This is a genomic window from Streptomyces bungoensis (genome assembly GCF_001514215.1).
GTDB lineage: Bacteria > Actinomycetota > Actinomycetes > Streptomycetales > Streptomycetaceae > Streptomyces > Streptomyces bungoensis.
In genome coordinates, this window is record NZ_KQ948853.1 from 175,935 (window position 1) to 187,989 (window position 12,055).

The 12,055-nt window shown below is 74.9% G+C and carries 11 protein-coding genes; 4 read left to right on the forward strand and 7 right to left on the reverse strand.

All coding sequences use genetic code 11. The features are described 5' to 3' along the window. Positions 1-6 precede the first annotated feature (6 nt). Both AQJ66_RS08370 and AQJ66_RS08375 read right to left on the reverse strand, forming a co-directional pair. Positions 7-1,650: a DNA repair helicase XPB gene (locus AQJ66_RS08370; RefSeq protein ID WP_061919353.1), complete on the reverse strand. Its 1,644-nt coding sequence runs from the start codon at positions 1,648-1,650 to the stop codon at positions 7-9. A 96-nt stretch (positions 1,651-1,746) separates the two neighbouring features. Next, positions 1,747-4,290, reverse strand: a complete 2,544-nt coding sequence (locus tag AQJ66_RS08375; protein WP_061918685.1) for a helicase C-terminal domain-containing protein — start codon at positions 4,288-4,290, stop codon at positions 1,747-1,749. Between the two features lie 95 nt (positions 4,291-4,385). Here AQJ66_RS08375 and AQJ66_RS08380 point away from each other — a divergent pair, with 95 nt between their 5' ends. Then, a complete protein-coding gene (locus tag AQJ66_RS08380) occupies positions 4,386-5,423 on the forward strand; it encodes a hypothetical protein (protein WP_061918687.1) in 1,038 nt (345 codons plus the stop codon). A 166-nt stretch (positions 5,424-5,589) separates the two neighbouring features. After that, positions 5,590-6,228 carry an HAD family hydrolase gene (locus tag AQJ66_RS08385; RefSeq protein ID WP_061918690.1) on the forward strand — a complete coding sequence of 213 codons (639 nt, stop codon included), beginning with the start codon at positions 5,590-5,592 and terminating at the stop codon, positions 6,226-6,228. Here the strand turns inward: AQJ66_RS08385 and AQJ66_RS08390 are convergent. Continuing rightward, entirely contained in the window at positions 6,204-6,455 is a 252-nt protein-coding gene (locus AQJ66_RS08390; protein WP_061918693.1) for a hypothetical protein, read from the reverse strand. The two genes, AQJ66_RS08385 and AQJ66_RS08390, sit on opposite strands and share 25 nt — an antisense overlap. 254 nt (positions 6,456-6,709) lie before the next feature. Here AQJ66_RS08390 and AQJ66_RS40595 point away from each other — a divergent pair, with 254 nt between their 5' ends. Next, complete coding sequence (locus AQJ66_RS40595) at positions 6,710-7,093, forward strand: cold-shock protein (protein ID WP_061918695.1); 384 nt, start codon at positions 6,710-6,712, stop codon at positions 7,091-7,093. Between the two features lie 30 nt (positions 7,094-7,123). On the opposite strand, the gene AQJ66_RS08400 is transcribed toward AQJ66_RS40595, so the two are convergent. From AQJ66_RS08400 to AQJ66_RS08415, 4 genes are all read right to left on the reverse strand, one after another. Beyond that, positions 7,124-7,984, reverse strand: a complete 861-nt coding sequence (locus AQJ66_RS08400) for a 1,4-dihydroxy-6-naphtoate synthase (RefSeq protein WP_061918697.1) — start codon at positions 7,982-7,984, stop codon at positions 7,124-7,126. After that, entirely contained in the window at positions 7,971-8,669 is a 699-nt protein-coding gene (locus tag AQJ66_RS08405) for a futalosine hydrolase (RefSeq protein ID WP_079060134.1), read from the reverse strand. The genes AQJ66_RS08400 and AQJ66_RS08405 overlap by 14 nt, the downstream gene beginning before the upstream one ends. Before the next feature lie 23 nt (positions 8,670-8,692). Further along, positions 8,693-9,190, reverse strand: a complete 498-nt coding sequence (locus AQJ66_RS08410; protein WP_061918699.1) for a hypothetical protein — start codon at positions 9,188-9,190, stop codon at positions 8,693-8,695. 62 nt (positions 9,191-9,252) lie between these two features. After that, positions 9,253-10,659, reverse strand: coding sequence for an MFS transporter (locus AQJ66_RS08415; RefSeq protein WP_061918701.1), 1,407 nt, complete (start codon positions 10,657-10,659; stop codon positions 9,253-9,255). A gap of 278 nt (positions 10,660-10,937) precedes the next feature. On the opposite strand from AQJ66_RS08415, the gene AQJ66_RS08420 reads away from it, so the two are divergent. Continuing rightward, the gene (locus tag AQJ66_RS08420) at positions 10,938-11,864 is read left to right on the forward strand and encodes a DUF3027 domain-containing protein (protein WP_061918703.1); all 927 of its coding nucleotides are present in this window, start codon (positions 10,938-10,940) and stop codon (positions 11,862-11,864) included. Positions 11,865-12,055: the final 191 nt, after the last annotated feature.

Below are 12,055 nucleotides of genomic sequence, written 5' to 3' on the forward strand. Positions count from 1 at the left end.
GGTCGCTCAGCCGTCGGCGAGGATCTCGTCCGCGTCCATGATCCGGTAGGCGTAGCCCTGCTCGGCCAGGAAGCGCTGGCGGTGGGCGGCGAAGTCCTGGTCGAGGGTGTCGCGGGCGACGACGGAGTAGAAGTGCGCCTGGTGGCCGTCCGCCTTGGGGCGCAGCACCCGGCCGAGGCGCTGGGCCTCCTCCTGCCGGGAGCCGAAGGTGCCGGACACCTGGATCGCGACCGTCGCCTCGGGCAGGTCGATGGAGAAGTTGGCGACCTTCGACACCACCAGCACGCTGATCTCGCCCTCCCGGAACGCGTCGAAGAGCTTCTCGCGCTGCGCGTTGGACGTCTCGCCCTTGATCACCGGGGCGTTCAGGTGCTCGCCCAGCTCGTCGAGCTGGTCGATGTACTGGCCGATGACGAGGATCTGCTGCCCCGCGAACCGGCGCACGAGCGCCTCCGTCACCTTCCGCTTGGTCGCGGTCGTCGCGCAGAAGCGGTACTTCTCCTCGGTCTCGGCGGTGGCGTACGCCAGCCGCTCGGAGTCGGTGAGGTTGACCCGGACCTCGACGCAGTCGGCGGGCGCGATGTAACCCTGCGCCTCGATCTCCTTCCAGGGCGCGTCGAACCGCTTGGGCCCGATGAGGGAGAACACGTCCGACTCGCGGCCGTCCTCGCGCACCAGCGTGGCCGTGAGGCCCAGCCGGCGCCGCGCCTGCAGGTCGGCGGTGAACTTGAAGACGGGAGCGGGCAGCAGATGCACCTCGTCGTACAGGATCAGCCCCCAGTCCCGGGAGTCGAACAGCTCCAGGTGCGGGTAGACGCCCTTCCGCCGGGTCGTCAGCACCTGGTAGGTGGCGATCGTGACCGGGCGGATCTCCTTCCTCGTCCCGCTGTACTCGCCGATCTCGTCCTCGGTCAGCGAGGTCCGCTTCACCAGCTCGTGCTTCCACTGACGGGCCGAGACGGTGTTGGTGACGAGGATGAGCGTGGTGGACTTCGCCTGCGCCATGGACCCGGCGCCGACCAGCGTCTTCCCCGCACCGCAGGGCAGCACGACGACACCGCTGCCGCCGTGCCAGAAGTTCTCCACGGCCTGCTTCTGGTACGGCCTGAGCGCCCAGCCGTCCTCGACCAGCTCGATCGGGTGCGCCTCACCGTCGACGTACCCGGCGAGGTCCTCGGCCGGCCAGCCCAGCTTCAGCAGCGTCTGCTTGATCTGCCCGCGCTCGGAGGGGTGCACGGCCACGGTGTCCGGGTCGATCCGGGCGCCGACCAGCGGGGCGATCCGCCTGGACTTCAGCACCTCCTCCAGCACCGGCCGGTCGGTGGTGGTCAGCACCAGCCCGTGCGCGGGGTGCTTGGAGAGGGTGAGGCGGCCGTAGCGGTCCATCGTCTCGGCGATGTCCACGAGCAGCGCGTGCGGCACGGGGTAGCGGCTGTACTGCACCAGCGCGTCGACGACCTGCTCGGCGTCGTGCCCCGCCGCGCGCGCGTTCCACAGGCCGAGCGGGGTGACCCGGTAGGTGTGGATGTGCTCGGGGGCCCGCTCCAGCTCGGCGAAGGGCGCGATGGCCCGACGGCAGTCGTCGGCCCGCTCGTGGTCGACTTCCAGCAGCAGCGTCTTGTCGGACTGGACGATCAGCGGACCATTCACGCGCGGCACACCCTTCCTCAACGGCCCCCAACGGCCAAACGTCCAGTGTGCCTCATTCGCCGGCGTTCCCCCGGGCCGGCGGCCGGACGATCACCGTCAGTCCTCCGCGAGCTCGGCGACGCCCGTGATCCGGTGCAGCGGGTACGTCCGCACCTCGTCGGCCGTGTGGTCGTACGCCGTCACGAAGCCGCCCTCGACCCGGATCGGGGCGATGACGCGCTGGCTCGCGCTGCCCTCGGCGTTGACGTACCCGATCCACAGCGACTCACCGGTCAGGACGGCGGCCTGCACGGTGGCCAGGGTCTCGGCGGAGCCGGTGCGCGGCAGTTCCCCGCCGGCCGGCGGGGTGCCCGAGGACTTGCGCGGGGCGGTGGCGGCCAGGTCACCTGCCCGGATCGCCCGGATCGCGGCCGTGAGGAGGGTGGCGTCGGGCGGCGGCGGCCCCTCGGGCACCGGCTCCGGGGCGGTGCGCGGCGGGGTGCGGTGGGCGTGGGCGCGACTGACGAGCACGTCGCCCTCGGCCGACTCGGCGGCGGGCGCGTAGCCCATCGCGCGCAGCCCCTCCAGCAGCGTGGCCGGGTCGGACTGGGTGGCCAGCACGGTCGGGGCCAGCCGGCGCAGCCGCAGGGCGGCCGCCCGCTTGTCGGCGAGGATCTCGTTCAGCAGGGCGTCGTCGTCGCAGCGCACGTACGCCGAGGCCGCGCCGACCCGCAGGTGCCCGTGCCTGCGGGCCACGTCGTCGATCAGGTACGCCAGCGGCTGCGGGACCGGGGTACGGGAGTGCTCGGCGAGGAAGGCGTGCAGGTCGGCGGCGGTCCGGCCGGCGTCCAGGGCGCGGCGCACCGAGCCCGGCGTGAAGCGGTAGACGGTCGCCCCGCCCTTGGACTCGACGTCCGCGAGGACGCCGAGGACGTCGGCGAGCGGACGCCGCAGCGGCCCGGGGGCCACCGCCGTCAGGTCGGCCTGCAGCAGCACGTGGTCCAGCGGTTCGGGCAGCAGCGGCGCCAGCAGCCGGGCGGCGGCGGCCGTGGCGACGGCCTGCTCGGCGGGGGACAGGGGCCCGGCGGGAGCGGCCGGGCGGTGGTGGTGGTGCACGGGAAGCTTGTCACCCGGGCCGGACGGCTCGGCGCCGTCCGCCGCGGCCGTCACCGCGGGGCTCACGCCCAGGAGCGCGCGTCCGTGCGCGGACAGCGCGCCGCGCCCGGTGACGCCCAGCAGTTCCGCCTCGGACAGGGTCCAGCGGGCGAGCCGGGTCCGCAGGTCGTCCTCGCCCTCCCGCCGGGGACCGCGCAGCGGCCGCTCCCAGCCCAGCCGGGCCAGCACCGACTCGGCCGCCGGGGCGGCACCCGCCGGGAGCCCGGCCAGCAGGGTCAGCACCCGGTGCCGCACCTCGGGCGCGGCGGACCGGTCCAGCCCGGGCCCGAGGGCCGACAGCGTGCGGTCCTTCGCGTCCCGCCCGCCGATCACCCCCGGCGTCCGGGTCGCGGCGAGCCACGCCTGCGCCAGCCGCCCCCAGCGCTCGGCGGGGGGCTGCTCCAGCCACTCGTCGTAGGCGGGCGTGGCCGCGTACCGCTCGTCGGCCTCGCCGTCGGAGGCCAGCAGACCGGCCGCGTACGCCAGCTCCACCCAGAACGCGGCGACCGGCTCGGACACGTCCAGCGCGACGGCGGTCCGCTTGAGGTCCCGCACGCTGAGCCCGCCGGCCCGCAGCACGGCGGGACCGCCCTCGTCCCAGTCCTTCAGCAGCTCCTCCACCGTGGCCAGCGCGGTGTACGCCTGCCCGGCGGCCGTCGCGTCCACCACCTGGGGACTGTGCGCGGCGGCCGGCTCGACGGCGGGCGGCAGCGGCTCGGGCGCCCGGTGCGCGCGGCCCTCGCGCAGGTGCAGGGCCACCTCGCGGGGCAGCACGACCGTGCCGGGCGCGGTCGGCAGCAGCAGGCCGCGGTCGAGCAGCCAGCGCAGATGGGCGGCCGGATCGGGGGTGACCTGCCCGTACGGCGGACCCCACACCAGCCGGGAGAGCACCTCCAGGGAGGCCTCCGGAGCCCCGGCGAGCAGTTTGCCCATCTTCCTGCGGTCGGTGAACAGGGCGGTCAGCGCGCCCACGGCGGAGACCGAGTCGTGCGTCGAGGGCAGCCCGGCCGCGGTGACGATCTCCTGGATCCGCCCCGGGGACATGCCCGAGGTGGCCTCCTGCACGGTCGGGCCGAGACCGGTCGGGGAGGGGTGCTGCGCGGAGGGCGCCAGCAGCTCCCGGGCCGTGCGCACCAGTCGCAGCCGGTCGTCGTCGCCCCACGCCAGGGCCTGCTCGCGCAGGGTGGCGACGGCGCGCGGCAGCGCGGCGGCCACGGTCTCGTCCCCGGCGTCCCCCGCCATCAGACCGAGCAGCGTCCCGTACGACGCCGGGTCCGGGGCCACGGCCAGCGCCTCCGCGGTCTGCAGGGCGAACCGGTCCAGCCGCTCGACCGCGCGCAGCACCGAGGCGCGGGTGCCGGCGCGGGTGGCCAGCTGGGTCAGGTCGGTGGGGACGGGGGTGATGAGGTCGGGTCGGCTGCGCAGGAGCGCGGCCAGCGAGGCGTCGTCCCTGGCGCGGAGTGCTTCCGCGAGGGACCGGGGGGCTGCGGGGGCCTCGGGGCTCATCCGACCACGTTAGCGGTTGCCGTCCCCGGCTGACCGGTGCCCGTCTGCGCTACCTTCCTCACGGGTTGTCCGTGCCGTCGCCCGGAGGGGTTCCGTTGGGGATCGAGAGCGACCAGGTCGTCTACGAGTATCTGAGCCGTGTCGGAGACGTCGCTCAGCAGCGGCAGTTGCCGTCGGCCACGCGTATGCGGCTGGTGTCGGAGCTGCGCAACGAGATCGACCGGTCCCGGGCCAAGGCGCCGGTGGACAGTCCCGCCGCCGTGCGCCGCATCCTGGACCGGCTGGGCACCCCGTCCGAGGTGGTGGAGGCCGCGGGCGGCCGGCCGGTGGTCCCGCAGCCGCCGGACACCTCGGTGCCCGGGCAGCGCGAGCCGGAGACGGCGGAGGACCGGCCCAAGGGCCTGCGCAGGGTCGTACCCCGCCCCCGCCCCACCGGGCCGCCGGTGCCCTCCCCGCGCGACGCGCCGTCCCCGCCGCACCTCGCGTCCGCACAGGAACTCGGCGACGGCGCATCGCAGCCGGACTGGTGGCGGGTGGAGGGCCCGGCGTTCGGTGGGGCCTTCGACGACTCGGTGCCCGGCTTCGTCGGCGGTGTGGAGATCCCCGACCTGCTCAAACGCCCCCGGAAGGACGGCGAGGACGACACCGGCCCGGACGAGGGCAAGGCCCCGGTGGAACAGCCGGCCGCGGCCCCCGCAGGCCGCCGCCTGTTCGGTCGCCGCACGCCCGCGCCCGCGCCGGCCGCCCCGGCACCGGCGGCCCGTCCGGCCCGCCGCCTTCTGCCCGGCCCCGCCGCCGGCTGGTCCAACCCGCTGCTGCTCCTGGCCGCCGCGGCCCTGGTCGCCGGGGCCGTGCTCGGGAACTGGTTCGCGCTGCTCCTGGGCTGGCTGATCGCCTACGGCTCCCGGCGCCTGACCCCGGCCGAGACCAAGCTGGCCGTCCTGGGCGCCCCCGGACTGTCCCTCACGGCAGGCCTGCTCTGGCTGTGGGGCCGCAACACCGGCCGCTGGGGCGCGCCCATCGCCCAGGGCCACATGAACGCGGCCGTCGCCGAGACCTGGCCCTGGGTGGTCCGGGGCGCGGCGGTGGCCTCGGCCCTGTTCCTGCTGTGGCGCTCCCAGCGCGCGCGCTGAGCCGCGGGGCGCCCCGCCGCCGTCAGCATCCGCCGACGGCGAGAAGGCCCCTCGGGGGCCGCCCGCACCCGACCCCGAAAGCCGCACGGCCGGCGCGGGTGGGAACCCCCGGATCCGGCCGAAGGCCGGACGCCCGTCCCATCGGCCCGCACCCGCACCCGGCACAATGACCCCCATGACCTCGGCCTCCGCCCTCACCGTCGGCTTCGACCTCGACATGACCCTCATCGACTCCCGCCCCGGCATCCGCGCCTGCTACGTCGCGCTGTCGGAGCGGACGGGGACCCACATCGACGCCGATCTGGCGGTCACCCGCCTCGGTCCGCCCCTCGCCGAGGAGCTGGTGCACTGGTTCCCGCAGGAGGAGATCGCCGCGATGGCGGACCTCTACCGGGAGATGTACCCCTCGTACGCGATAGCCGCGACCCCCGCCATGGCCGGTGCGCGGGAGGCCGTCGAGGCGGTGCGGGCGGCGGGCGGCCGGACGATGGTGGTGACGGCGAAGTACGAGCCGAACGCCAAACTGCACCTGGCCCACCTGGGCATCGAGCCGGACGTGGTCGTCGGCGACCTGTGGGCCGAGCAGAAGGCGCAGGCCCTGCGCGAGCACGGCGCGGGCGTGTACGTCGGCGACCACGTCGGCGACGTCCGCGGGGCGCGTGCCGCGGGCACGCTGTCCGTCGCCGTGGCCACCGGCCCGTGCCCCGCGCACGAGCTGCGGGCCGCCGGAGCGGACGTCGTGCTCGACGACCTCTCCGCGTTCCCGGGCTGGCTGGACGGCTACCGGCCGGCGTCCCGCGCCTGACGCCGGCCGGCGGCGACCGAGCGCAGCACACCCGCCCCGGCGACCAGGAAACCGACGGCCATGAGCATGCTCAAGCCAAACATGTACGTCGGGAAGGGCTTCGCCCCGAGGAACAGCGGGGCCACCGTGACGAGGGTGGCCACGGCCCCGATGAAGAACACCACGGCACCGGCCCGGATCAGTCCGTCACCCGGCCCGGCGGAATTTGCTTGGGTTTTCTCTCGCACCCCACCAGGGTAGTTCCCCGGGTGCCGCCGGTGCCGGGCCGGCGCCGGCGGACACCGGGACGAGACGCCGTACGCACGACGGCCGAGTTCCCCTGCAGTCTCTTTGAGCCTCTGCCTTCACCAGCAGGTGCCGACTCCGTTTTCCGGGGTGATCGGCAGGGGAAAGCCCCAGTAATCTGATGGCAGGACGCTGGGGCCTGTCCCTTGGCAGCCTTGTCTGGGATGGCCCTACGGGAGCGGAAGAGGTGTGTGCTTTGCCGACTGGCAAGGTCAAATGGTTCAACAGCGAGAAGGGCTTCGGCTTCCTCTCCCGCGACGACGGCGGTGACGTCTTCGTCCATTCCTCCGTCCTGCCCGCCGGAGTGGAAGTGCTCAAGCCGGGCCAGCGCGTGGAGTTCGGCGTCGTCGCCGGGCAGCGCGGCGACCAGGCCCTCTCCGTGACCGTCCTCGATCCGACGCCCTCCGTCGCGGCCGCCCAGCGCAAGAAGCCGGACGAGCTGGCCTCCATCGTCCAGGACCTGACGACCCTTCTGGAGAACATCACCCCGCAGCTCGAGAAGGGCCGCTACCCCGAGAAGGCGTCCGGCAAGAAGATCGCCGGCCTGCTGCGCGCGGTCGCCGACCAGCTGGACGTGTGACCCGCAGGCGGACCCGGCGTACCCGGCCCGTCAGCGGGGGAACGCGAGCGCACCCGGCTCGAGGGGCGGCACCAGCCCCTCGGCCGCCGCGCGGGTGAGCAGCCCGCGGACCGCCGCGTAGCCGTCCTCGCCGAGACCGGCGGTGAACTCGTTGACGTAGAGCCCGATGTGCTGGTCGGCGACGGCCGGGTCCATCTCCTGGGCGTGCTCCATGACGTACGGGCGGGAGACGGCCGGGTCGTCCCAGGCGGCCTGGACGGACGCGCGGATGGCGTCGGCGAGCCGGCCGAGCACGCCGGCGCCCAGTGAGCGCTTGGCGATGATCGCGCCCAGCGGGATCGGCAGCCCCGTCGTCTGCTCCCAGTGCTCACCCATGTCGGCGAGCTTGTGCAGCCCGTAGTTCTGGTAGGTGAAGCGCGCCTCGTGGATGACGAGGCCCGCGTCCACCTTGCCGTCCCGCACCGCCGGCATGATCTCGTGGAACGGCATGACCACGATCTCCCCGACGCCGCCGGGCACGGTGTCCGCCGCCCAGAGGCGGAAGAGCAGGTACGCCGTCGACTTCTCGCTCGGCACGGCGACGGTACGGCCGCGCAGGTCGGTTCCCGCCTCCCGGGTCAGCACCAGCGGCCCGCAGCCCCGCCCCAGCGCGCCGCCGCACGGCAGCAGCGTGTACTCGCCGAGCACGTAGGGCAGCACGGCGTACGACACCTTCAGCACGTCGGACTCGCCGCGCTCGGCCATGCCGTTGGTGACGTCGATGTCGGCGAAGGTCACGTCCAGCGCGGGCGCGCCGGGCACCCGCCCGTGGGCGAGGGCGTCGAAGACGAACGTGTCGTTCGGGCAGGGGGAGTACGCGATCCGCAGGGACCGCTGCTCACTGGTCGTCATAGGTGTTCCAACTCTCCAGAGCGGGCGCGAGCTTCCCGAAGCCCCCGGTGAGGGCGGCGAGGGCTTCGCCGATGCGCCAGGCGGCCCGGTCGCGCGGGCCGACCGGGTTGGAGACGGCGCGGATCTCCAGCACGGGCACCCCGTGCGCGGCGGCCGCCTCGGCGACCCCGAACCCCTCCATGCCCTCGGCGAGCGCCCGCGGGTGCCGCGCCCGCAGAGCGTCGGCGCGGGCGGCGGTGCCGGTCACGGTGGAGACGGTGAGGACGGTCCCGGTGCGGGCGCCGGTGGCCTCGGACACGGCCCGCACGAGCTGCCGCGGGGGCCGGTGGGTGACGGTCCCGAAGCCCAGCTCGGTGACCGGAACGAAGCCCTCGGCGGTCTCGGCGCCCAGGTCGGCCGCGGTGATCGCGTCGGCGACGACGAGCGAGCCGAGCGGCGCCCCGGGCGGGAAGCCGCCGCCGATCCCGGCCGAGACGACCAGGCCGTAGGGCCGGCCGGCGAGGGCGGCCGCGGTGAGCGCCGCGGCGGTGGAGGCGGCGGCGAGGGCGGGCCCGACACCGGCGGCCAGCAGGTCGTACCCGGCGGCCGTCCGCAGCAGGCGGGCCCCCGGCAGCCGGACCTCCTCGGCCGTGCCCGGGAACGCCCGTGCCACCGCGTCCCGTTCGGCCGGGACCGCGGTGGCCACGAGGATGCGTACGGCGGGCGTGGTCAGGCCTTCTTCAGCTTGAAGGACCACAGGCCCTTGGCCGGGCTGGCGCCCATCTGGATGGAGACGGTGTTGGAGTCGCCCTGGGTGCCGTACTGGGCGTTGAAGAAGGCGCTGCCCGGGATGACGCGGTACGTCTTCTTGCTGGACTCGGTGAACTGGCGGCCGTTGACCAGGATCGTCCAGCCGGCGTCCGCGATCTTCGGGTCGACGCCGAAGCGGACGTTCTCGTCCTGGTCCACCTTGATCGACTTGATGTCGCCGGCGTTCTTCGCGCACTTGGCGAGCGACTTGGCGTCCAGGGCCTTGCCGTCGTTGTAGCAGAGGGCCTCGGAGTTGACCGAGTCCTGGCCTACCGTGACCGTCGAGACAGGGGTCGGCTTGTCGCAGGCCGACAGGACGAGCAGTCCGGCACAAACGGCGCCGGCGGCGGCGACGGCTCGGCGGCGCCGCGCGGCGCGGTGTACATCAGCGGCTTCGCCGCGGGGCAGCGTGGTCATGGTCGAAGGCTATCTGGCACCCGCAGCCGCCCGCCCACGTGGGGTGCGGCGTGCCCGGTTCGTTACGCCACCCGCGCCCCGGCCCGGCCGCCGTGCCGGGCCGAGGCGAGCAGCCCGCGCAGCGTCGCCACCCAGCCGACGGCCACCAGCGCGGCGGCGACCACGAGGCCGGCGGTGCCGTTGAGCGGCATCACGATGCCCACCGCGCCGCCGAACACCCACGCCATCTGCAGCAGGGTCTCCGAGCGGGCGAACGCCGACGTCCGCACCAGCTCGGGCACGTCCCGCTGGATCAGCGCGTCCAGGGCCAGCTTGGCCAGCGCCTGCGCGAAACCGGCGACCGCGGCCAGGCAGGCCACCAGGAAGGCCCCGAAGAACACGGCGGCGACGACCGCCGTCCCGAGCGCGACGGCGACGACGGTCACGATGATGACCTCCGGCGCCCGCGACCTCAGCCAGGCCCCCACGGCCGTGCCCAGCGCGTTGCCGGTGCCCGCCGCCACGCCCACGATGCCCAGCGAGACCGCCGCGCTCTCGCCGGTCAGCGGGTGCTCGCGCAGCAGGAAGGCGAGGAAGAAGATCAGGAAGCCGGACAGGCAGCGCAGGGCGGCGTTGGCGCCCAGGGCATGGGTGACGGCCGGGCCGACGGTGCGCAGCCCCGGCCGCTTGACCTGCCGCTGCGCGCGGTGCGGGCCGTGCCGGTGCCGCTCGTCGGCCGCGAGCAGCGCCACGTCCTCACCCTTGGCGGAGTCCACCTTGGGCGGCAGGGTGAAGGACAGGAACGTCCCCCCGGCGAAGATCACGAAGGCGCCGTACAGCGGCCAGGGGTCCCCGAGCGCGTGCAGCCCCGCCGCGATCGGCGCGGCCACGCCGGTGGCCAGCAGCCCGGCGAGCGTGACCCGGGAGTTGGCCTTCACCAGGGAGAACGCCGGAGGCAGCAGCCGGGGCACGACGGCACTGCGGACCACGCCGTAGGCCTTGGAGGCGACGAGCACACCGAGCGCGGCGGGATACAGCTCCAGGCTGCCGGTCGCCACCGCCCCCGAGATGATCAGCGCGAGCAGGGCCCGGGCCAGCATGGCGCCGGCCATCGCGGCGCGGCGGCCGTGCGGGAGGCGGTCGAGGAGCGGGCCGATGACGGGGGCGAGGACGGTGAACGGGGCCATGGTGATGGCGAGGTAGAGCGCGACCCGCCCCCGGGCCTCGTCCGTCGGCACGGAGAAGAACACGGTGGAGGCCAGGGCGACGGTGACCATGACGTCCCCGGCGCCGTTCACCGCGTGCAGCTCGATCAGCTTGCCGAGCCCCGACTCGCCCGCGCCGTGCGCGTGCGTCGCCCGGCGGATGCCCCGCGCGGCGCCGGTCACCGGGAGGTGCAGGGCGCGGCCGACCGAGCGGACGGCACCGCCGACCCGGCCCGATCCGCCACCCCGAACGCTGCCCCTGTCCGTGGCTGCCACGTCGTTCATAGTGCCCCGAGACCCCACCGGATAGTGCCCTTTGAAACGGAGCGAGTCGAAACGCCCCGAGGACCGGGTCCGGGCGCGGAGGCACGGCGGACTGTCCCCCACCACCGGCGACGGGGTAGCGTGCGTATCTCAGCCATAACGCACAATGGATGGCAGAGGTGCGTGCGCCCGAGTGCGCGGAACGCAGACGTCGATGCGGCCCCCAGGTCCGCTCCGTCCGCCCAACCGCCTAAGGCAGCCGCACTCATTGCAGACGGCGTAGGAGAGAAGCGATACCTGTGAGCGCAGCGACAACGCGAAGCCGCACCCCCGACCGTCTGTGCGCCGAGGCCGTGGACCTCGCCCGCGCCGCAGCCGAGGAGGCCGCCGCCCCCGGCGTGGTCGGAGAGCACGTCGGCCTGGTGTCGGAGGGCGACCGTGTTGTCACGCACTTCTTCGAGTGCAAGGAGCTGGGCTACCGGGGCTGGCGCTGGGCGGCGACGGTGGCCCGCGCCTCCCGCGCGAAGATCGTGACCCTGGACGAGGTCGTCCTGCTCCCCGGTCCCGACGCCCTGCTCGCCCCCGAGTGGGTCCCGTGGAGCGAACGGCTGCGCCCCGGCGACCTCGGCCCCGGCGACCTGCTCCCCACCGACCAGGAGGACCTGCGCCTGGAGCCCGGCTACACGGGCGAGGAGGAGCCGCCGCCGAACTCCGTGGTGTCGCAGGAGATGGCGGCCCTCGCGGAGGCGGAGGACGCCGACGTGGCCCCCGGAGCGCCGGCCGTCCAGCCGACCGCCCCGGTCCGCGGCTCGATCGCGGCGGTGGCCGAGGAGCTCGGCCTGCGCCGCGCCCGGGTGCTGTCCCGCTACGGCCTGCACACCGCCGCCGACCGCTGGGAGGAGGCCTTCGGCCCCAAGACGCCGATGGCCCAGGCTGCCCCGGCCTCCTGCGCGAGCTGCGGCTTCCTCACCCCGATCGGCGGCTCCCTCGGCCAGGCCTTCGGCGTGTGCGCCAACGAGTTCTCCCCGGCGGACGGCCGCGTGGTCTCCCTCGCCTACGGCTGCGGCGGCCACTCGGAGGCGGCGGTCATGCCGAAGACCCCGCAGCCGGCCCCGCCCGTCATCGACGAGACCCGCGTCGACCCCTTCCCCCTCCGCCCGGCCCGCGACTCCGGCTCGGTCCCGGAGCCCGGCGACGAGGAAACGGCGGAACTGGGCCACTCGTAGGCTCCGCGTGGGGCGGGGGCCGGCGACCAGCGTGGGTACCGGGCGCTGTCGGGCTGCTCTCCCGAGGGCGGTCCCGCCGGCGGGTGCGTCGCCCTCCGGCCGGTCTCCCGGGCGTGCCGGGCTCCTTCCGGCCCAGGTGTCCGGGCCGCCCCGGCCGGGCGGATCCAACGGCTCGCGAAGGTCGTTCGGAG